The sequence below is a fragment of the Candidatus Marsarchaeota archaeon genome, assembly GCA_023485295.1.
GTDB lineage: Archaea > Micrarchaeota > Micrarchaeia > Micrarchaeales > Micrarchaeaceae > Micrarchaeum_A.
In genome coordinates, this window is the sequence record JAMCZQ010000002.1 from 108,476 (window position 1) to 129,285 (window position 20,810).

Sequence of the window (20,810 nt, forward strand, 5' to 3'; positions counted from 1 at the left end):
ATATATGTAAGTATGCATTTTAATATTTTACCCATCTAATACTGCTTATGAGCGTTAGGGAGAACATTCCACGCAAGGAGGAACTTAAGCAGATAGCCATAGCAGACCTTGTGCTTACTTTCGCATTTGCACTGGCACTGAGCGGCGGCTTGTTCGGCATATCAAGCACCCGCTTCATACTCATAATTCCAATAGCGTTCGTCGCTGTCACGCTGAGCTTCGTGCTTCATGAGCTCATGCACAAATACGTTGCACAGCATTACGGCGCGATAGCCGCGTTCCGCACATCGCGCATGGGCCTTATCATAACCTTGGGGACGAGCCTTTTTGGGTTTCTGTTCGGCATACCAGGGGCCACAGTCATATACACCAGCTCATTTTCAAAGAGGCAGAACGGCTTAACATCCCTTGCAGGCCCTCTCACCAACTTTGCAGTGTTCGCCGTATTTTTCATAATATACCTGATGGTAAACCATGCAACGTACATAGGCCTGCTTGCAGAATTCGTAATGTTCATAAGCATACTGCTTGCGTTCTTCAACATGCTTCCCATAATGCCGCTTGATGGGGCCAAGGTGCTGTACTGGAACAGGCAGGTGTACGGTGCATCGCTAGGCGCAATATTGGTGCTGATGGGCATAGCCTACTACGCACTTTTCCAAAGCATCGCAGGTCTTATAATAGAGATATTCTTCATGCTTTTCATAGCGGTGTTCTTCTCCATGTTCTACAGGAATGTGCTGTAAGGTCTTTTTACCGTATACCCGTCATATTGAAGCTGCATGCATGCACTTATAAAGGTATTTAAGCCTAAGCGGCAAATATAAAATAAGGTGCACTGAGGAATGGAGCAACAAGGCAAACCCGAAGCAAAAACGACCATAGATACTATGCTCGAGCTTATACGCTCTAAGGGGAGGATTGACTTGAACAGCGTTGCATCCGCCTTGGGCATAGCCCCTAGCGTAGTGGAAGGCTGGGCCAAGGTCCTGGAATCAGGCAACTTGGTAAAGCTCAGCTATGAAGTAGGCAAAATGTTCATAACGCCCATGGAGCTCACAAAGGAGCAGCTGCAGGCTACGGAATCAAAGGTCGAGCAGCAAAAATTTATACTTGACGAAGAAGTCGATGCGGAAATGCTTAACCTGGACAAGCTTGCCCAGACGTTGAAAACGCTTTCCACAAATATTATGCAGGCAGACCAGAGCGTATCAAAGGAATCGCCAGACGTGGAAAAGAAGATCTCCGAATTGACGAAGCTGTATTCGGAGGCAAAGGCATACAACGCCAATATAGAAAAGGTCAAAAAATCTGTCGCTGATGATTACGATGCAATGGAGAAGAAATTCGCCGCAGTGTCAGAAAAAATGCAGAAGATAGAAAGCGAGCAGTCAAAGCTTGACTCTGCGAAGATTCCAGGGATAACGCAAACGATTAGTGATGCAAAGTCGGCAATCCAGGAACTGGATACGATGCGCAAGAACATTAATTCAACCATAGAGGACATGAAAAAGAACATCGAAGAGCAGATAAAGCAGGAGAACAGAAGGCTGGATGCGGTTATAAAGCAATCGCACGAGCAGGTGGACCTGCAGGCTAAGGAGCTTGAAAAGCATGCGGCAGAATACAAGGGCATAATAAAGGAGATGCAGGATCTGCACAACGAGGAGGAGCAAATGTCGAAAAAGCTCAATCAGGCCCATGCAGAGTTCAACAACAACTTTTCCAAATTCAAAGAGTCGATAAACAAGCTTGATGGCGAATTCGCGCCGAAATATAACGAGGTGATGGAAAAGGTAAACCAGCTCCTTTCCGGATTCGGGAATTTTGGCGACATTATGAAAGATCTCGCAGATGTCAAGGCTTCAATATCCGAGACCGAGCCAAGCATAAACAAATACAAGCAGGAGCTGCAGAAGATAAAGGATGAGCTTACTGCAATCAATACGATGAAGAACATAAGCCCTACGAAAAAGGATGAAATGCTGAGCAAACTGGATGAAAGGAACAAAAACGTCAAAAAAAGCATTCTTGATGACAAGACGAAACTTTCAGCTTCCCTCAAGCGCGTGAGGACCAGGTTTGAGCACCCGCCTGAGAATAAGGATGATAATAGCCAGAAGTGATGTGTGAATGGCCGAGGAAAATAAGCAGGAAACCGACAAGCCGCAAGCGCAAAACGGGAATGTTGCAGCTGCGCAGGCCCAGGCCAATGCTGGTCATAAGGCAGAAGCAGACCAGGAAAATGTGCTAGAGCACTATATGCTCAACGCGCATGGCATGGTAATCGATGTAACAATAAAATCCAGCGCTGCAGAGTTCGTGCCAATCTACTACGTTTCGTTCCAGGGGGTCAGCGAAGCCACGAGGCTGCTGCTGATGTCTTTCAGGCGCGAGCTGATAACCATGGTTCCGATAGACCCTACAAAGGTAGAGGTCGAGTCTTATGTGGAGGAACTGAACAAGAGGTATGTGCAGGCTAGCAACATACTAATAGACAGGTATCTGCCCAGTACCGATGCAGAGACAAAGAGCGTGCTTACTGCTTACATATTGAACATGATGCTCGGCCTGGGCGACTTGGAAGTGCCGCTTTCCGATGAAAACCTGGAAGAAATAGCCGTAAACGGGTCGCGCTCGCCGATATGGGTATTCCACAAGAGGATAGGCTGGTGCAAAACGAACATAAAGCCACAGAATGAGGATGCCATATACGACCAAGCAGAGCAAATAGGGAGGAGGGTCGGCAGGGAACTCAACAACCTTGCGCCGCTGATGGACGCAGAGCTGGTAGACGGCTCCAGGGTAAACGCCACTCTTTACCCCATATCGCAGGTTGGCAACACAATAACTATTAGGAAATTTGCAAAGAACCCGTGGACAATGCCTGCACTGGTAAAGGCAGGAAGCCTTACGCCGGAAATCGCCGGCCTGCTCTGGCTCTGCATACAGAACGAAATAAGCATACTGATATCAGGGGGAACTGCAAGCGGGAAAACCAGCTTCCTCAATGCCGCTAGCATATTCTTCCCGCCGACAAGGAGAATCATTTCCGTAGAAGAGACTAGGGAGCTTGCGCTGCCTGACACTATGCAGTGGGTATCAATGATATCAAGGCAGCCAAATCCAGAAGGCAAGGGAGAAGTTACACTGTACGATCTTATGGTCAATGCACTGCGACAGAGGCCAGATATAATGCTTGTAGGAGAAGTCAGGACTGGCAAGGACGCCGAAACCTTGTTCGAGGCCATACATACTGGCCACTCAGTCTATGCCACAGTGCACGCAGACAACGCTCAGGATACTATAGTCAGGATGACAAACCCTCCAATTGCGACGCCTAAGATACAGATGAATGCTTTGGGTGCAATCGTAAGCCTCTTTAGGCACAGGAGCAAGGGCATAAGGCGAACGCTGGAATTTGCAGAAATGCTTAGGACCGGAGACGCAAACGTGCTTTATAGGTGGAATATGAGGGATGATACGTTCGCCCAGATAAGCGACATGACCAACCTCGCAGAAACAATGTCGCTCTACGGCGGATTGACTAAAAGCGAGATAGCGGAAGATATAAAAACAAAGGCTAAGATAATACGTTGGATGATAAAATATAACGTCACTGACATAAACAATGCCGGCTTTCTGGTAAGCAATTATTACAGGAACAAGGATAGGGTAATAGATGTTGTCAATAACGACGTTGCATATTCGAAGGAGTTGTTTTAATGGCTGAAGCAGATGATGAGAATGCAAGCGAATACAAACGCATGCTTGCGCTTATAGACAGCATAGAGAATGACGCGCAGAAGTATCCGCAAGCCACGATAGACCTAACGAGCCTTTTCAATACTGCCCCACAAGAAGAGCATAAGCACACATACATAGACCTGCTCAATCTCATAGATTCGATAGAGACTGGCCGCGAGGGCCAGAGGGTCCGTGTGCAAAAGACCGCCCCGATTGAACCATCGGAGCTGATATCTTCTGGTCCGTCTATAAGCAAGGTCACCAACCAAGCGCCCCAGCCGCAGCAGGGCAAGTTTGAAGTGCCTCAGCCCCAGCCGCAGAAAAAGCTGAAGATAAAGATAAAATATAACGAAAATGACCTTGTTCTTCCAAAGCTCTCCATAGCCGACCAAATATCAGAGCTGGAGCGCATAATAGAGGGATTGAAGGAGCACGTTTTCGATGAAGGCCACATGGAGGTGGTAATGCAGGAGGTATACGGCTTAAGCGCACACATAGACAAATCGTCAAAAGACCTGAGGAAGAGGCGCATAACCCTGAATGAGACTGAGCAGTCCATGTGGAACATGAGGAACCAGAGGCTTCAGGAAGCCATGAACTTGATTGCAGCAGGCACAGGTGCAAGTTGATGTTTGGAGGCAAAAAACCAAGGGTTATAAACGTAGACGGGAAGGATGTAGTGCTGCAGCCGAAGCCAGGCATTGGCTCAAAGCTCTTCTCATCGCAGCCGAATTCCGATGCGCAGGCCCAGGCCGTGCCTTCTCCCCAGCCGCAGTCACAGCCACAGCCGCAATTTCAGATTCCTCAGCAGCCCAAGCCCGCGCCAAAATTCACAGCCGCGCAGAGGCCAGGCAGATGGCACTTATTCGTGGAAAGCATTGGGGCCAAGCAAAAAGGCCTTGAAGAGGCCCTCAGGGAGCAAGGGGTCAAAGGCACGCTTTATTCGTTCGTGCAGCGCATGATCATAGCTGCAATGATGATAGGCGTTGTATTGGGGATAACATTCTTCGTGCTGTTCACCCATCTGCATGTCGCGCTTCCTGCAGCTGTAATTCTCGCGGTGCTGATAGGCTTTATGGTCTTCTACTTCGGCATGAACGCATTCATGAGTTTTCCGAAACACAAGGGCAAGAAAAACGCCAAGGGCGTCGAGCGCGATATACTGTTTGCAGCAAGGGACATGATAATAGCGCTCAGGTCAGGAATGCCGCTTTTCAATACCCTTGTTTCGGTGAGCACAGGCTACGGCGACGCGAGCAGGGAATTCCAAAAAGTGGTAGAGAGGGTACAGCTCGGCATGCCGCTGGAATCTGCAATAGACCAGACGATAGCGGAATCGAAGAGCGACTCGTTTCGCAGGCTTATGCTGCAGGCATCAGTGAGCATAAAGGCAGGCGGAGATACCGTAACCGCATTGCAAAGCGTCATAGACCAGCTCTCGCAGGAGCGCGTCATAGAAATAAGAAGGTATGGCCAGAGGCTGAATGCCATAGCCATGTTCTACATGCTGTTCGGAGTAATACTGCCAAGCATGGGCATAGCAGTCGTGACCATACTCACGACGTTCATAGCGCTTTTCACAGTTACCCCGCAGCTGCTCGAGGCTGGGCTTGTAGGGATATTATTCTTGCAGATAGTCTTCCTGCAGATGATACGCGGCTCTAGGCCGTCGTTCTCAACGTGATCCAATGGCGAAGCTTAACATAAATTTTGAAAGGCTCGTTTCCAGAAGCGTAGCACGATTCCTTTCAAAGACACTGGACCTTTCAGGATCGAAGATGAGCGTCAATTCACTGCTCGAAAAGATGATAATAGGCGGCTTCGGCCTATTGGCTATAGTGGCATTCGCCCTGTTCTTTATACTTCACCTGAACATACTAATCGACCTTGGTGCAGGAATAGGGTCTGCAGTGGTATTCGTATTTGTCATATACATGCTGCTCAACTACAAGATAGACCAAAGGAAGACTTTCGTTGAGGGAATATTGCCTGACTATTTCCAGCTTGCTTCTGCAAATCTGAAAAGCGGCATAGCGCTCGACAGGGCAATGCTAATGGCTGCAAGGCCTGAATTCAAGTACTTCTCGGCGGACGTGCAGGAGATGAACAGGAACATATTCGGCGGCGAGACATTCGAGAACGCGCTACGGGCACTTGCAAGCAAGTACAAATCAAACAACCTTGAGCACGCAGTAAGGATGATGATAGAGGCGCAAAAATTCGGCGGGGCAATGGCGGATCTTCTGGACCAGCTTTCTAAGGACATGCGCAGCCAGCAGATGCTGCAGAAGGAGGTCTCAGGGCAGCTTCTTATGTACAGCCTTTTCATAGCATTTGCAGGGCTTATAGCTGCACCTGTGCTTTACGGCCTTACAAGCCAGATGATAATAATAACCGATACAGTATGGAAAGGCATATTGGCATCGAACCCAGGCGGCCTGCCTACGACAGGCGTTTCGTTCTTGAAACCCAGCCCTCCTAAAATAAGCCCTACAACATACCATAATTTTGCCATAGCGGCAATCGTCGTAATAACCGGCTTCGCATCGATAATAATGTCTACTATATCATCCGGAAGCTCGGTAAAGGGCATAAGGCTGTTGCCGCTGTTTATACTAGTAGGGCTGGGCATATACCTAGTGGTGGGATCAGTAATAGCCTCGCTTTTCAGCAGTTTTGGCAGCCTCTAAAAGCAGTTGAGAGCTTCGTATGCCAAAGCAGTGAACGCAGGCATGTATCTGCATTATGCGGTTTCATTGCCAATCATCCTGGCACGTATTCGACTCCGCAGCTCCCATAGTCGAAGTGATTATTCGTGCATATGAATCCCGGGGCACTATACATTATCGCATAATCGCTGTAATTTGCAAGATTCACAGTCTCGTTCTGCATGCCTGCATTGCCAGCGCCAAGCGGCAAGTACTCTGCTGGCGCAAGGCCGAAAACGCTGTTGTTCATATACAGTTGTGCAGCCTGTGCGCTTGATACATAGCTTTTGTAAATCTGAAGGTCCTCAATGGTGCCGTTGAGCGTCCCGCTGCTTATCGTAGTGGTCCAATATGGGAACTGCCCTGGCGCTGTGTAGGTTATCCCTGAAGGGCTTCCAATCTCGCTTCCGTTGACATAGAACGCAGCCTCGTTGTTTACTGCGCTATAAGACGCTATAAAATTGTACCATCCTGGGTGCGAGAGCGTTACGTTTGATGCAGGTCCTATGACTTTCATCCCCTGCTCCCTTATCAGTGCTTCGGTCCCGCTGTTTCCAGACACTGCAACTAAAGGCCCGCTGTAACCAGGAGCTATGTAAGCCCATACGGAAGCGGTTATATTGTTTTTGTATCCGAAGTAGCTTCCTATATGCGCGAGCGCGTATGCTATGCCGTTCAGATGCAGTGCATCAGGCATCATGCCGTATTCCATGCCTAGGGATCCGCTCATATTTGCGTAACCTATGTTTGCGTTCTCCAGCGGCAATCCTGAAACAAACAGCCGCTGCCCAGTAGAATTGCACAAGACTGTGTTATAGCATCCAAACACGCCCTCTATGGGGCTTGTCGATAATGGCAGTTCCATCGGCTCGTAATTTAAGCCATAGCTTGCGCCGTTGTTGCCATTGCCGCTGTAGTCATTGGCATTTCCGTCCAGCGGATAAAAGCCATAAAGTTCTGACACATTCAGAGGTCCGCCATGCAGCCCTTCCCTGTAAAGTGCAGTAAGTTCGCCCTGCGACAGCTGCGTGCCGTAGAACTGCAGGTTGCCCATCAGCCCTGAGAAATATGCAGATTTCGGTGAGAAGAGCCCAACGTCTATTGAATTTGAACCCTCAAGCGTTCCTGTAAAAGCCGCGCTGAACTGTTTCATTCCGTCTATGTACAAGCTGTAGCTGCCTGATCCTTGGTTGGCTTCAGCTGCGATTTGATACCATCTGTCTGGCAGCAGGCATTCCGCTCCGGTGCTTCCCTGCCATGCCCCTATGGTATTAGTGACGCCAGCTTCCACATTGCAGTCTCCTTTGAAAAATACCGCGATTGTGCCGTTGTTGGAATTGGAAGTGAAAGAAAATATGCCCTCATCGGTTGACGGGACATTATTGAGGTAGATCCATCCGGTCATTGTTATGTCGCTCCCGTTTGCCACAGAGATCGGGAGCGTAATCATACTGTCTGTGCCGTTGAAGAATGCTGTCTTCGACACAAAGTTTTGCATCTGCTGGCCTGTAGGATTAACATAATAATTCTGTATGTTGGAATATCCCACTCCTGTAGAGGTGCCATTGTTATTCATTCCGCTATAGTCCTTGGAATTTGTATACAGTGGAAACCATTCTACTAGCCTCGACCTGCTTGCCGGAATCGCATCTATGCCCTGCAGATACAACGATCCTACTTGTGCGCTTGAAAGCGTCGAATTGTATATCTGTACATTGGCCATGCTGCCATTATAAGGGCCTATGCCGAGGGCAGCCTGTCCAAGCGCCAGGTCATCTAAGGAATAAGGCCCTGCAGGTATGCTGTTTACAGTGTATGGCGGCTCGCCATTTGCGTAAATAGTGGCTATTCCGTTGGAAACCGCAACTGCCAAAAAGCTCCATGTGCTATTGCCTATTCCATACGCATGGTATGTGCTTGCGCCTATCCCTACCTCTTCATCACCAGAGTCTGCCTTTGCATTCTGCCCGAAGCCGCTGTTCAGCAGCAGTTCAAATGGATTTGTGCCCTGTGTGTTTATCAGCGAATAGCCATCAGTGCTGGTAATCTTTGCAAGGCTCTGCGGCCTTACCCAGAGCGCTACGGTAAAATTGTCAGTGCTCAAGCTCAGCGGCGTTATTATATTTCCAGAGCCGCTGAAATACGCCACCTGCCTGGCCTCTGCACCGAATGTGAATATTCCATTCCTGGATCTCTTATAAGGCTCACCTTGGGCCCTCTGGAAGAACGATGCAGCATACGGTGACGCATAGTAAAAGCCGCTTTCTGCAGCGCTTTGTATTTTCGAAGTGTTGAGCAGCTCTAAAGCCGGCCCGTCAATGAGCAGCCTTGGAGATGTGTTCAGGTACTGCATTATTGTGCTATTCGAGTACACAAGGTACGGCCTGAGAGGCGTAGAAGAATTCGATATGTTGGTCACAAGCCCCGCCATGCCGCATACATACTGGCCAATGTACTCTGCATTGGGGGTAGCAAGTATGAAGTTGCCGTTCCTGTAATTCGAGGATATATCGGTGCATGTAGGCTCGCCCTTTACATACACCACAGTGCCATATGCAAACATGAGCGGCCCGGTAGAGCCGCGTTCCGCAGATATGTTTCCAACTATCGTTGCGTTTGGCAGCACTGCCCCTTGCAGCGAAGAGTTGAATCCCTGCTCTGCAGCTATCAGTGATGGCATCGAGCTCAGCACTATGGTCGCATTTGTATCTATCGGGTAATCAAGGGTTATGCCGCTGCTCGTATTCAATGCCGCAAACCCGCGAACGTCGGCCCCGATTGCAAAAGGCGATGCCATCTTTACCGACAGCGTTATGTTGCTGAGATTCGCAGTAAAGCCCTCGGTTAGCGCCTCAAGCCTGAATTCGCTTATAGACTTCTCAAGGCTTGAATTGAAATAGCTCTCGTTTTCGTAGAAGCTGCCGTTATAAAGCATGCCCTCAAGCAGGCCCTGCGTATTGTTAACAAACCTGTCGTTCCTCTGGGCAGGCGAAGCTTCGAAATATGTAAAGCTGTTCAGGGCTTTGCCAAGGCCTGAGTATAGAAAAGCGGATATCCCGAGATTTATGCTCTGCGCAAAATTTCCCGAAGCAAGGCTTTGTGCCACCGCGGAAGACAAATTGTCATAATTTATATTCAGCACTACATACGTTATTACCTCTCCTAGCATGAGTATGAATATGACTATCGTAAGTAGCGTCAAAAGCACGCCTTTGTGGCTGCCCTTTGCCTTGCTGTGCGAAATCAATTCCATATAACTACGCTTATATTGTACATTCCAGACTTCCCGTGCTGCCGCAGCAGCACCGGCACGGAAGATTTGCTTATCTCATAAGCATTCACTATCGTCGGCGGCGTATACGCCACTTGCATAAAGCTTACTTCATACGGTATTCCTGCATCTCCATTTCCGCTGTAGTCCTCGGTGTTGCCTATTAGCGGCCACCACCCTACCAGTTTTTCATTCGGAAGCGCAAGCCCCCCAAGCCCTCCATTGCCTATGCCTACGATAGCATCCGGCGGCAGGGCTTCATCATAAAGCTGCACGTTTGCAATAGAGCCATTGAACGTCCCACTTATTGATCCAGGCTCACCGCTTGCTCCTATTATCAAAGGCCCGGAATTCAGAAGCACTTCGCCTTTTTCGGTTAAATTGTATACGAGCCCTCCATCAATGCTTACATTGAGCTGTGTTGTATTGTGTGTTATCTCAACACCAGCCCATGTCCTCGGTTTTATCAGGCCTTCCTGCGTGCAATTCCATTCGTCTCCAGGGGTGGTTCCATTTAGTAATACGCATACGCTTCCGAACTTGTCGATTCCGAACTTGAAGCTGCCATATTTATTTAATATGATGCACGAAGGCGCAGTAGCATTGCCGCAAGTCCCCAATCCCTCTGGGTATATCCATGCGGCGAAGGTCATCGCTGGCCTGCCAACATAAAGCGGGCTGTTGTTGTAAATCAGATCGTAGCTGCCTTCTGATACGTTGAAGTACGGCACGCTCTCAGAAGCGGAATAATTCCTGTTTATGTATATGCCTGCACGCGGCTGCCCTAGCACCGAATCGTTCAGGAGGAATTGGGCGTACATGCTGTCGTTGCTCATGTAAAGCTCGCTTATAGTCTGCATAAGGCTTTCGTTCATGCTTGCGTTGTACTGCCCTATCGGGAGGTAATCGGTCCTGACGAAATTGACGTTGTGCGGCTTCCCGTCATTCCCGCTGCCGCTGTAGTCGTTTGCGTTCTCATCAAGCGGCCACCATCCAAGAAGCCCAGCGTTTCCTATCGGTACGCTGTTTATGGCGCTTTTGTAAAGCTGGTATATCTTGCTTGGGTTTAGCACGCTTGCATAAAGCTGCACGTTCGCAATGTAGCCTGTGAAATTGTAAAAGCCGACGTTGTTAGGTGCAGTAGGCCCTGCCCTTGAAGTACCAAACACTATGCCATATATATGATATGGATAGCTTGTGCCTATGGTGCCCACTTGCTTGCCATTTATGAAAACCGCTTCTGAAGTACTGTTCTGCCTTAGTATCACGTTTGTCCAGGTGTTTTCAGGTACGCTTCCAGCTGGCGTGGTTATGCAGTTCTCATCAATGCCATTTATGTAGAGGCCGCCGCTAATGTTGTACGATATCACTATCGAGGAAGTTGAATTCCCAAGGAAAATTATGACGCTGCTGTTGTTTGCGCCAGGCACATTGATCCCGGATCCTGCAGCGTACCTTCCTGGGGCTGTCGGTTTAACCCAGAAGGATATGGTCAGGGCTTCCTTTGAAATAGGTTCAGTTGGTGCGGTTATGTAACTGCCATTCGAAAGGAAACCTGCATATCCAAAAGGCTCGCTGCTGCTTGGCAGCTTGTACGGCTGCAGCGGAGGCAGCGCAACGCCGCTCTGCAGTATGCTTGCCAATTCGGTCGAAAGCATGTTGTTCAATACGCTAAGCGCCTCTTGCGATGAGGATGCGCTTGCTGCTATCGGATTTGTAAAATGAACGAAAAGCAGCAGCGAAACAGCTGCACTTGCCACTATGAGAGAGAATACCGCATCTAGCGTAAATATGAAGCCCTTGTAGTTTCTTCTCTTCAGGCAGTTCATCCGCATCAGCTTATTGCTATTGGCTCATTCGTCCATACAATTATTTCCATAAGCACAGGCTCGCTCGCGAACACTGACCTGTCCTTATACACATATGTTGTCAGCGCCCCATGGCTTGAAGGGTTGCTACCTATTGTGATGTTTATGTCCTTGCCTGTAATGCTTATGTAATAATCATAACCGATTCCGAGCAGAGGCTTTGTCGCCTGATAATCGCTTGAATTGTGGTCGGCCATTGCAAGAAGCGCATATACTTTCGAAGGGTCAAGTGCGCTGCTCTCTGGGGTACTGGTCAGGCCTATGCCAACAGTGCCCCACGTAGAGGTATTCGAGGTGTTGATCAGCGCCTGCCAATCCGCTGGCACTCCTGGTGTTAGCAGCTTTTCCGCAAGTGCCTGTGCCTCAAACTGCATAAGCTCGGTCCCGCTTCCGTAGCTCAGGGCAAGCTGTGTGTTTATGTTGTACCATGCATAAGCAAGTATAGTCATTGCTACGGTGAATATTATAATTGCAAATATTATGTCGAAGCTCCAGAATTGGGCCTTCATCATTTTTTTCTTTGCAAAATCAATATCCATGCAAATTCCTCAGCCGAAAGATATGCCAAACCTGCTTATTACTGGAAGCCCTTCTATATAAAGCTGTTTTACCTGGTACGGGCTAAGCGTCGAATTGTATATCTGCACGTTTGCGATAGAGCCGTTGAAATCCATTGTACCGTTTAAGCTGCCAATGCTCAAGTTATATGATGTGGGCACTGGCGCAGCCGCAAGTGTGCAACTTTCGTTGATGCCGTCGAGGTAGACTGTAGCTACGTTAGATTCCATGCTAAGTGCCACAAACGACCAGATGTTGGGCTTTGCATAAAGCCCTACAGAGCAGCTGTACTGCCCGCCCAATACGGAGATTTGGCCATTATTGCTTACTATGAGTGCGGTTGTGTTAAGCTTTCCGCTTCCCCATCCAGCTATCGAGCCTTCGCCATATTTAGAATTCTGGTAAGAAGCTGGCCTTATCCAAGCTGCAATGGCTATTGGCGTCGAAGTCGGCATCCTTGGCTTGCGGTCTATTATCGAATTTCCAACCCCGGAGAACCCTGCAACATTGAGCGTGCTATTTACGAATGCGTTTATGAATGCGATATTCTTAAAGTAAACGGAGTTTGAAGCAAGGGTGTAATTGTTTATGGCATAGTCATGCGGGCTACCGTCAAGCGGCCACCATCCCACAAGCCCTACATCGCTAAGCGGTCCGCCTGCGAGGCCCTCATGGTACAGCTGCTCCACATAGGTCTGCGGCAGCGCAGTATTGTATACCTGAACGTCGCTTAGGCTGCCGTTGAATGTGCCCATGCCGCTTAGCAGGCCCCCTATATTCACCTGCTTTATCCATACCAAATCCGTGCCGTTTGCAGTGCTTTTGGCCACTACTTCGCCATTTACATAAAGCAGAATCGAATTATTTGCCGCATTCCATACTCCTGTTACAAGGTATGGCTTGCCTGGGGTTATAACGCCGCCGGAAGGCGAAGGTGCCTCGCTGCCAGTGAGCGTATCAGCCACGTTGTTCCATCTCGCGACAGCAGGCCCGTTCGCGCTTTCAACTCCTATGCCAAAGACCTGCTGTGACCTAGGTAACCCGGTCACAGCAGCTATATTCTGGGGGTAGCTGCCCTCTCCGGTATTGTTTATCCATGCCGAAATGCTTATGCTGTCGGTTTCGTTATTCGAAGTATTGTAATGCAAATAGCTTGACGATCCGTCAAATTCGCCGACCATCAAGTTCGTTACCGTCTCTTCATAAGGCAGCCATTTTCCGCTGGAAAAGTTGCCGTTATTATAATATCCGCTAAAGTCGTAAGCCTTCTTTCCATGCCCTAGCTCAAGCGGCCACCATCCCACAAGATTGCCAACAGTAGATGAATTTCCGTTGAAAAGATATGCAGTGCCATTCAAGTTGCTGACGGAACCGTTTGACATTGTAAACAATGTCACATTCCCATTCTGGTCGGTCCTTGCCGTCACGAAATCATGCATCCCGTTAGGCTGAAGGTATGAAGGTTCAACGCTGTCAAAGCCGCTGTTTGTCACGAAGCCTACGAGCGCTGACGGAGCGCTGCCCCCATTCGTATAGGATACATGGGCCTTTTCCTCGTTTACTTCAGCATAGCTTACGTTGTAGCTTATCCCGTTGTTTCCGTTTCCTACGAAGCTGTCTGGGCTACCGTCAAGCGGCCACCACCCATACAGGCTGTTCTGCGATATCGGGCTTGCGGCAACGCCAGCATAATAAAGCGATCTTATCTGGTTTGGCGAGAGTGGTTTGTCGTAAACCTGCAAGTTCGTTATGTCACCATATATTACATTTCCCGGGCCTATGTAGTCAGGCGCATATGTTCCGATATCTGGCGAGGCTATGAGGCCTGACGGATTGCGGTAGCTGAATCCGCAGCCCTCGGCCCCTGCATTTATCGACAAATTAGCCTTGCTGCCGTTCACCACTTCAGTTACGAAGTACCATTTGTTTATGTTTGCAGGAACGCTGCAAGTTGAATTTGTCCCTGTGGCATTCTTGAGCACAAGCACGAAGGCGCCAGATGAGTAACTCGGATAAGCGTTTGGCACCGCCTTGAGCCCTATGTACGGCTGGTCCAATGCGTCGGTCCACCATTCTGGAGCTCCGCTGGAAGAATTGAACCCTGCTATGTAAACCCAGCCTGAAATCGTCAGCGCGTCAATCGGCAGGGACTGCGTCGTATTGGTCGCTATGTAGCTGTTTTCCCCGTTGAATTTCGCTGCTTTGGTGGTGCCTTTGCTCTGAATATATAAGGAGTCTGGCACATACGCCACGCTAGGGGGCGCCTCGTCTATGTATATGATGCCTCCAGAGTCCGTTATAGTAACAAAGCCTGTGTAAGTCGATATGTTGTATGTGTTTACGCCGTCTATGCTGCTGATAAGCGTGCCATTTATTATGGGGTTCCTTATCGAGCTGTAAGCTATGGCTTCGGACTGCGTGACGCCTATAATGACATTGGCCTCTATAACCCCTGAAGTTGATATGAACAGTTTATATGGATTTGTGCTTGTCACAGGCGGCACCGGCACTGTCGCGGTATAGCCGTTCCCTGCTATCAGCGCCTGGTCCAGGTGTACTGCAATATCCTCGACAGCAAGCTGCAAAGACTGGTATTCGTCCGAACTTAGACTTGCAGCCCTCTCATTTACAACAAGCGCAAATATAATGACGAATATAAGCAGCACTATGGAGTAGACTATTAAGAATTCAAGGGCTATCTGCCCTTTCCTGGAGCCTCCGAGCATCATATCGATTAGTTATTAAGACAGCAATAAATAAATAGATAATTTATGAAAAGCAGCGTAGCATCTATGCACAGGAGCCCATGAGTGCGAGCAAAACAAAAAAAAGCAGCACTCCTTCATTCAGGAAAATAAGCGCCCCGATGAAATTCTGCGCATTCAGGTAGCCATTCAGCGAGCTGAACATCACAGAGTAAAGCGTAAGGAAGCCAAGCAGCACAAGGACAAGCGATGCATAATTCATTGCGCCTTTGCACGTGCCGCGCCAGTTGTTGTGCGGCTTCTTGTATGCCAGCGCAAAAACAGCAAAGGCTATGAAAAGTATTGCAATACCTTCTGCTGCATTTTGCGTGATTACCAAGGTCTTTACAAATTCGAATGCCAGATCAGGGACGATCACGACGAGCTCAGCAAGCCCGCCAGCAAGAAAAAGCAGCATGCCGGCCCTTTTTAAGCTTCTGTCTGATGCCCTTTTGGATGCATGCGGCGATGCATCCTTGGCATACATCAACGAGAACGCTGCCACTCCTGCAAGTATGAGCAGGATTCCCACTGCAACTGCAAAAGAGGTGTAGTAGAACAGCGCATTGGCCGCATTGAATGCTGCGCATGCCAGCATGAAAGCCACAATGCCTATGAATGCGCTTCTTCGCATACTAATATTTCATGCGTTATAAATAAAGCAATTTGCAAAATAAATTAAAATAAAATTAAAAAAGAAGGGCTTCAGTCTACCTTTATCCCCTTGCCCACTGCGCTTTCGGCCTTGTCAACCTGTATCATCAACGTGCCGTTGTCCATCTTTGCCTTTGCGCTGCTAGGCTTTATCTGCTCCGGAAGGGCAACATTCCTGTAATAGCCCACCGAGGCGCGCTCTTTTGAATAATAGCCGCCATTTTTCTCTTCCCTCTCGCTGCTCTTCTCGGCCTTTATTACTATGTTATTGTCCAATACCTTCAGCTTGATATCCTTTTTATCCACTCCTGGCACGTCGATTTTTATTGTATATGAATCGCCGTTGTCTATTATGTCTGCGTCTGGCATCTTGTATGGGCTTGCTATGTACTCTGTCAGCAGCCTGTACGGCATTTTTGTCAGATAGTCGAAAAGGCTGTCCATGTTTTCCAATGCGCTAGAAGGCCTGAAAAGGTCCAGGGCGTCCTTGCTTGCTTTTCTCCTCTTGTCCTCCATCTCAATCACCTGTCAAAATTTATTTGATATTTCAACTAATATATGATTAGATAGAAAAATATTTATATCTTTTGTTGCAATAATATATACTGCGATTCATATGCACATTGTTATACGCAGTGTTGAAAAGAGGCGAAGCACAAACCCAGCGGAATTTGTGCGCTGGATGTGCGAGGTTTTTGACCTTGCCAACACTGACGATAACGGCAAGGCCATAGAGCAAGAGATACTAGAAAAGCTTATAATTGCATCAAGGCTTAATACAGGTATTTCAAGCTCTGAAATAAAGCCCAGCAGCAACGTGGCGCGCAGCACAATCATATACCATTTGAACAGGCTGATTGATACTGGCCTGGTGGTAAAGCGCGGCAGGAAATACTACCTCAGGGGCGCAGACATGACATCTGCAATAAAAGAGGTAGAATATGATATAGAAAGGGAAATGTCCAGCCTGCTGGATGCGGCTTCAGAATTCGACAGCATTTTGTCGGAGCAGATGGATCATATTAAAAACAGGTACGAAACCAAAAGCAGGAGGTGAAGCTTCAAATGGGGAATAACGAATCTCAAGGGCAGAATACTGGTGCTGTACCAGAAGCAAACGGCAGCAGCAAGGCTGTCAAAAACGGCGCGAAAACTGCTCAGGAAGAGAATACCGATGAAACTGCAAAAAAGGAGTATGAAGACATGAAAGACAGGTTCATGCGCCTAGCAGCAGAGTTCGACAATTACAAGAAACGGGTGACAGCCGAGCTGGCTAAATCGAAGAGCATAGGAAAGGCGGAAATAATGAAAAAGCTGCTGCCGGTGCTTGACGAGTTCGAGCTTGCAATACTGTCTGCGCAGGAAACCAAGGATGAAGGATTCGCGAAAGGCGTAAAAATGGTATACACCAACATGCTCTCGGTTCTAAGGGCCGAAGGGCTTAGGGAAATTGACGCATCGGGAAAATATAACCCATACGAGCATGAGATTATACTGACGCGCGAAAGCGACGAAGCTCCAGGCAGGGTCATAGAAGTGGTTAAAAAAGGTTATAAATTCGAGGATATAATGATAAGGCCCGCTTCAGTCATAATATCAGCTGAAAGAAGTACCGGTGCAACAGCAGACGAAAATAAAGCCCCAGGCAAGAATGATGAAGCCCAAGGAGGGGAGAGCAGCACAAAAAAATAGTGCGCATGATGATCGATGTATAATGCAGGTGATAAAATGAGTAAAATAATAGGAATAGATCTTGGAACATCAAATTCGGCAGCGGCAGTGCTCGAAGGCGGCCGGCCAGTAATAATACCGAGCAGCGAAGGCGCCTCGCTATACGGCAAGGCCTTTCCAAGCTACGTGGCGTTTACGAAAGACGGCCAGCACCTTGTGGGAGAGCCGGCGCGCAGGCAGGCCGTTGCGAATCCAGACGGCACAGTTACCGCTTTCAAAAGAAAGATGGGATCGGATTACATCTACCACATATTGGGCAAGTCATACAAGCCACAGGAGCTCTCAGCAATGCTGCTGCAGAAAATAAAGAAGGACGCAGAGTCATTTCTTGGAGAGGAAGTAAAGCAGGCAGTCATAACAGTTCCTGCGTATTTCAACGATAATCAAAGGCAGGCCACAAAGGATGCGGGAGCCATAGCTGGACTGGATGTTGTAAGGCTTGTGAACGAGCCTACTGCAGCATGCCTGGCATACGGCCTTGACAAAACAGACAAGGAGCAAAAAATATTGGTGTACGACCTTGGCGGAGGCACGCTTGACGTCACAATAATGGAATTCGGAAAGGGCGTATTTGAAGTAAAGTCAACGAGCGGCGACACACAGCTTGGCGGTACAGATATGGACAACGCGCTTGTGGACTTCCTTGCTTCGGAATTCAAGACGCAGAGCGGAATCGACGTGAAGAACGACCACCAGGCATACCAGCGCCTTCGCGAAGCCGCCGAAAAGGCCAAGATTGAGCTGTCAACGGTGGTGACCACGGAGATAAACCTTCCGTTCCTGGCACAGAAAAGCGGCCAGCCCGTGCATTTCACGTACCAGCTCACCAGGGCAAAGCTTGAGAGCTTGGTTGTCCCGATAATCGAGCGCTCCACAAAGCCTGTGATGCAGGCGCTAAAGGATGCGAAGCTAGAGCCGACAGGCCTTGACAAGATAATACTGATAGGCGGCCCGACGCGCATGCCTATAGTGCAGAGGTACGTTGAGCAGCTGCTAGGCAAAAAGATAGAGCGCGGCGTAGACCCTATGGAAGCCGTTGCGCTAGGCGCAGCAATACAGGCAGGCGTGCTTACCGGCGAAGTGAAGGACATACTGCTTTTGGATGTCACGCCGCTTACTCTTAGCATAGAGACGCTGGGAGGGGTTGCAACTCCTATAATAGAGCGCAATACTACCATACCTGTGAAGAAATCGCAGGTATTTACCACTGCAGAGGATTTCCAGACAAGCGTGGACATACATGTGGCGCAGGGCGAACGAACACTGGTAAAGGACAATATAGATCTGGGAAAGTTTACGCTCACCGGCATTCCTCCTGCAAAGCGTGGCGTTCCGCAGATAGAAGTGACATTCGACATAGACTCCAACGGCATACTCCATGTAACCGCCAAGGATAAGGCTACAGGAAAGAGCCAAAGCATGGACATCGTAGCTCCGCACAAGATGAACAAGGATGACATAGAAAAGAAGATGGCGGAAGCAAAGCAGTATGAAGAGCAGGACAAGAAGCTCAGGGAGCAGGTCGAGGCGAAGAATAACGCTGAATCGCTTGTCTACACAGCAGAGCATACGCTTGATGAGTTCAAGGACAAGATACAAAGCTCTGACAAGGACAAGGTTGAAAATGCAAAAGCCTCACTCCAGGAAGCGATAAAGAAGGAAGACTACGATGCCATAAAGGAGAAGAGCGAGGAGCTCAAGAAGGCGCTTGAGGAAGTCGGCGCATCGCTCTACAAGAGCCAGCCTGGGGAAGCCAGCGGTCCAAATGACGGCGCCCCAGGAAATGACGGCCAAGGCGATCCTGGCGCTACAGATGCAGATTTCAAGGTCGAAAAATGATGTCTGTCCAGAAGCACGGAATAGCTTGCTGGCAGGCCAAAGCAAGGCGTATCAACCATGGCAAAAGATTACTATGACATACTGGGCGTGAAGAAGAATGCCAGCGGAGATGAGATTAAGCAGGCATACAGGAAGCTTGCGATGCAGTACCATCCTGACAGGAACAAAAGCCCGGACGCCGAAGAGAAATTCAAGGAGATAAACGAGGCATACGCCGTGCTAAGCGATCCTGAGAAGCGCAAGCAGTACGACACGTTCGGCCCGGAGCAATTTAACCGCAGATATACCGAGGAAGACATATTCAGGGGCTTCGACTTCCAGGACATATTCAGGAACATGGGATTTGACGTTGGCGGAGCAGGCGGCTTCTCGGGCTTTGGAAACATCGACGACATTTTTGACAGCCTTTTCAACACAGGCTCGCGAGGCGGCTCCCGCGGCAACGACATACTTGCAAAGGTGAGCATAAGCCTGGAGGACGCAGTGAGGGGCGCAACCAAGCAGATACTGGTAAGGCACATAACTGCATGCGACAGGTGCAATGGCACAGGCGCGGAGCCTGGGTCAAGCATGGTGCAGTGCCCCACATGCAGGGGCCACGGCCAGGTTACTGCGACCAGGCGCACGCCATTTGGCGTAATGCAGACGATAACGACATGCCCCACATGCAACGGCACTGGCAAAATCCCTGAGAAAAAGTGCAAGAAGTGCTCAGGCACTGGCAGGATCCAAAAAGAGGAGCACATTGACGTTTCAATACCAAGGGGCGTCGACAGCGGCACAAGGCTGAGGCTCAAAGGAATGGGCGATTATGGCGATTCGCATAGGGGCGACCTGTACATAGACATAGAGGTAAAGTCTGACCCAAGGTTTAAGCGCGAAGGTGACAATTTAGCAACTGCAGTCCGCATACCGTTTTATACCGCAATCCTTGGCGGCAAGGTAGAAGTGCCCACACTGTCGGGCAGCAAGGAGATAACTGTAAGCCCCGGCACGCAGAACGGGGACACCATAATCCTGAAAGGCGAGGGCGTGCCGCGATTCAACCGCTCAGGCTCAGGCGATGAGATAATACGCATTGCAATAGACATGCCAAAAAGGCTAACACAGGAACAGGAGGAGATACTGCGCAGGTACATGGAAACTGAGGGAAAGGATTCCCAGGATAAAAGGAAACGCTTTTGGAAATAGCTGGTTTTGCAGCGCAAGCGATGCCTTTCCATGAAAGCTGCATTTGTATTTAAATAAGCAAACGCATGCGATTGCTTTAAAAATCCTTCATAATAAGATATTTATAGTGGTTTTAATGGCAAAAACTGCAATTTCAGGCAAAACAAATCCAGTCGCGTTCGCACTGGAATTGATAGGCAGCGTTATTTACTTGGTACTATCGTATGCAACTGGCACAGGAACAGGCGCAATGGGTGCCTTTTACCAGGCAGTAAGCACAGTATGGCTACCAGTATTGTACGCTGTTGGAGTGCTAAGCGCAGTCGTGTTGTTCCTAGTGAGCTTTACGAACCTGATGAGGCATAATCCTCTTGCAAAGGCAGGGGTGGCGCCGGCATTGCTAGGCGGCTTTGCTTTTGTCGGGATAACTGCAGGGAACTTCGGCTACTTCGGTCTTGCACTGATTGGCTTCGTAATAGCTATAATCGGGGCAACATACGGGAAGCTGGCTTCTGCATAA

General features: G+C 48.9%; 17 protein-coding genes. 11 read left to right on the forward strand and 6 right to left on the reverse strand.

Annotation, left to right across the window (positions count from 1 at the left end; genetic code table 11):
• Positions 1-47: 47 nt before the first annotated feature.
• The 6 genes from M1125_01125 to M1125_01150 all read left to right on the forward strand — a co-directional run bounded on the left by M1125_01125 (position 48) and on the right by M1125_01150 (position 6,437).
• Complete coding sequence (locus M1125_01125) at positions 48-746, forward strand: site-2 protease family protein (GenBank protein ID MCL5404427.1); 699 nt, start codon at positions 48-50, stop codon at positions 744-746.
• Positions 747-845: 99 nt separating this feature from the next.
• Positions 846-2,126: a hypothetical protein gene (locus tag M1125_01130; protein MCL5404428.1), complete on the forward strand. Its 1,281-nt coding sequence runs from the start codon at positions 846-848 to the stop codon at positions 2,124-2,126.
• A gap of 7 nt (positions 2,127-2,133) precedes the next feature.
• Positions 2,134-3,726, forward strand: a complete 1,593-nt coding sequence (tadA, locus tag M1125_01135; protein MCL5404429.1) for a Flp pilus assembly complex ATPase component TadA — start codon at positions 2,134-2,136, stop codon at positions 3,724-3,726.
• Positions 3,726-4,376: a hypothetical protein gene (locus M1125_01140; GenBank protein ID MCL5404430.1), complete on the forward strand. Its 651-nt coding sequence runs from the start codon at positions 3,726-3,728 to the stop codon at positions 4,374-4,376. Before tadA ends, M1125_01140 begins: the two co-directional genes overlap by 1 nt.
• Entirely contained in the window at positions 4,376-5,431 is a 1,056-nt protein-coding gene (locus M1125_01145; GenBank protein MCL5404431.1) for a type II secretion system F family protein, read from the forward strand. The genes M1125_01140 and M1125_01145 overlap by 1 nt, the downstream gene beginning before the upstream one ends.
• A gap of 4 nt (positions 5,432-5,435) precedes the next feature.
• Entirely contained in the window at positions 5,436-6,437 is a 1,002-nt protein-coding gene (locus tag M1125_01150; protein MCL5404432.1) for a type II secretion system F family protein, read from the forward strand.
• A 73-nt stretch (positions 6,438-6,510) separates the two neighbouring features.
• On the opposite strand, the gene M1125_01155 is transcribed toward M1125_01150, so the two are convergent.
• The 6 genes from M1125_01155 to M1125_01180 form a co-directional block, all read right to left on the reverse strand.
• Positions 6,511-9,708, reverse strand: a complete 3,198-nt coding sequence (locus M1125_01155) for a LamG domain-containing protein (GenBank protein ID MCL5404433.1) — start codon at positions 9,706-9,708, stop codon at positions 6,511-6,513.
• On the reverse strand, positions 9,699-11,555 hold the full coding sequence (locus tag M1125_01160; GenBank protein MCL5404434.1) for a LamG domain-containing protein: 1,857 nt from the start codon (positions 11,553-11,555) through the stop codon (positions 9,699-9,701). The genes M1125_01155 and M1125_01160 overlap by 10 nt, the downstream gene beginning before the upstream one ends.
• Positions 11,556-11,560: 5 nt before the next feature.
• On the reverse strand, positions 11,561-12,133 hold the full coding sequence (locus M1125_01165) for a hypothetical protein (GenBank protein MCL5404435.1): 573 nt from the start codon (positions 12,131-12,133) through the stop codon (positions 11,561-11,563).
• A gap of 9 nt (positions 12,134-12,142) precedes the next feature.
• Positions 12,143-14,881, reverse strand: coding sequence for a LamG domain-containing protein (locus M1125_01170; protein ID MCL5404436.1), 2,739 nt, complete (start codon positions 14,879-14,881; stop codon positions 12,143-12,145).
• 61 nt (positions 14,882-14,942) lie between these two features.
• The gene (locus M1125_01175; protein MCL5404437.1) at positions 14,943-15,530 is read right to left on the reverse strand and encodes a hypothetical protein; all 588 of its coding nucleotides are present in this window, start codon (positions 15,528-15,530) and stop codon (positions 14,943-14,945) included.
• A 71-nt stretch (positions 15,531-15,601) separates the two neighbouring features.
• The gene (locus M1125_01180; protein MCL5404438.1) at positions 15,602-16,066 is read right to left on the reverse strand and encodes an Hsp20/alpha crystallin family protein; all 465 of its coding nucleotides are present in this window, start codon (positions 16,064-16,066) and stop codon (positions 15,602-15,604) included.
• Between the two features lie 100 nt (positions 16,067-16,166).
• On the opposite strand from M1125_01180, the gene M1125_01185 reads away from it, so the two are divergent.
• From M1125_01185 to M1125_01205, 5 genes are all read left to right on the forward strand, one after another.
• On the forward strand, positions 16,167-16,607 hold the full coding sequence (locus M1125_01185) for a hypothetical protein (GenBank protein ID MCL5404439.1): 441 nt from the start codon (positions 16,167-16,169) through the stop codon (positions 16,605-16,607).
• 8 nt (positions 16,608-16,615) lie between these two features.
• Positions 16,616-17,242, forward strand: coding sequence for a nucleotide exchange factor GrpE (locus tag M1125_01190; GenBank protein ID MCL5404440.1), 627 nt, complete (start codon positions 16,616-16,618; stop codon positions 17,240-17,242).
• A 36-nt stretch (positions 17,243-17,278) separates the two neighbouring features.
• Complete coding sequence (gene dnaK / locus M1125_01195) at positions 17,279-19,120, forward strand: molecular chaperone DnaK (protein MCL5404441.1); 1,842 nt, start codon at positions 17,279-17,281, stop codon at positions 19,118-19,120.
• Positions 19,121-19,177: 57 nt separating this feature from the next.
• Positions 19,178-20,311 (forward strand): molecular chaperone DnaJ, encoded by a 1,134-nt coding sequence (gene dnaJ / locus M1125_01200; GenBank protein ID MCL5404442.1) that lies wholly within the window; start codon positions 19,178-19,180, stop codon positions 20,309-20,311.
• 115 nt (positions 20,312-20,426) lie between these two features.
• Positions 20,427-20,810, forward strand: a complete 384-nt coding sequence (locus M1125_01205) for a hypothetical protein (protein ID MCL5404443.1) — start codon at positions 20,427-20,429, stop codon at positions 20,808-20,810.

Excerpts from the sequence above, each read along its gene's own strand:
- M1125_01125 (MCL5404427.1), top strand. The coding sequence starts at position 48 with ATGAGCGTTAGGGAGAACATTCCACGCAAGGAGGAACTTAAGCAGATA.
- M1125_01130 (MCL5404428.1), top strand. The coding sequence starts at position 846 with ATGGAGCAACAAGGCAAACCCGAAGCAAAAACGACCATAGATACTATG.
- tadA (MCL5404429.1), top strand. The coding sequence starts at position 2,134 with ATGGCCGAGGAAAATAAGCAGGAAACCGACAAGCCGCAAGCGCAAAAC.
- M1125_01140 (MCL5404430.1), top strand. The coding sequence starts at position 3,726 with ATGGCTGAAGCAGATGATGAGAATGCAAGCGAATACAAACGCATGCTT.
- M1125_01145 (MCL5404431.1), top strand. The coding sequence starts at position 4,376 with ATGTTTGGAGGCAAAAAACCAAGGGTTATAAACGTAGACGGGAAGGAT.
- M1125_01150 (MCL5404432.1), top strand. The coding sequence starts at position 5,436 with ATGGCGAAGCTTAACATAAATTTTGAAAGGCTCGTTTCCAGAAGCGTA.
- M1125_01155 (MCL5404433.1), bottom strand. The coding sequence starts at position 9,708 with ATGGAATTGATTTCGCACAGCAAGGCAAAGGGCAGCCACAAAGGCGTG.
- M1125_01160 (MCL5404434.1), bottom strand. The coding sequence starts at position 11,555 with ATGAACTGCCTGAAGAGAAGAAACTACAAGGGCTTCATATTTACGCTA.
- M1125_01165 (MCL5404435.1), bottom strand. The coding sequence starts at position 12,133 with ATGGATATTGATTTTGCAAAGAAAAAAATGATGAAGGCCCAATTCTGG.
- M1125_01170 (MCL5404436.1), bottom strand. The coding sequence starts at position 14,881 with ATGATGCTCGGAGGCTCCAGGAAAGGGCAGATAGCCCTTGAATTCTTA.
- M1125_01175 (MCL5404437.1), bottom strand. The coding sequence starts at position 15,530 with ATGCGAAGAAGCGCATTCATAGGCATTGTGGCTTTCATGCTGGCATGC.
- M1125_01180 (MCL5404438.1), bottom strand. The coding sequence starts at position 16,066 with ATGGAGGACAAGAGGAGAAAAGCAAGCAAGGACGCCCTGGACCTTTTC.
- M1125_01185 (MCL5404439.1), top strand. The coding sequence starts at position 16,167 with ATGCACATTGTTATACGCAGTGTTGAAAAGAGGCGAAGCACAAACCCA.
- M1125_01190 (MCL5404440.1), top strand. The coding sequence starts at position 16,616 with ATGGGGAATAACGAATCTCAAGGGCAGAATACTGGTGCTGTACCAGAA.
- dnaK (MCL5404441.1), top strand. The coding sequence starts at position 17,279 with ATGAGTAAAATAATAGGAATAGATCTTGGAACATCAAATTCGGCAGCG.
- dnaJ (MCL5404442.1), top strand. The coding sequence starts at position 19,178 with ATGGCAAAAGATTACTATGACATACTGGGCGTGAAGAAGAATGCCAGC.
- M1125_01205 (MCL5404443.1), top strand. The coding sequence starts at position 20,427 with ATGGCAAAAACTGCAATTTCAGGCAAAACAAATCCAGTCGCGTTCGCA.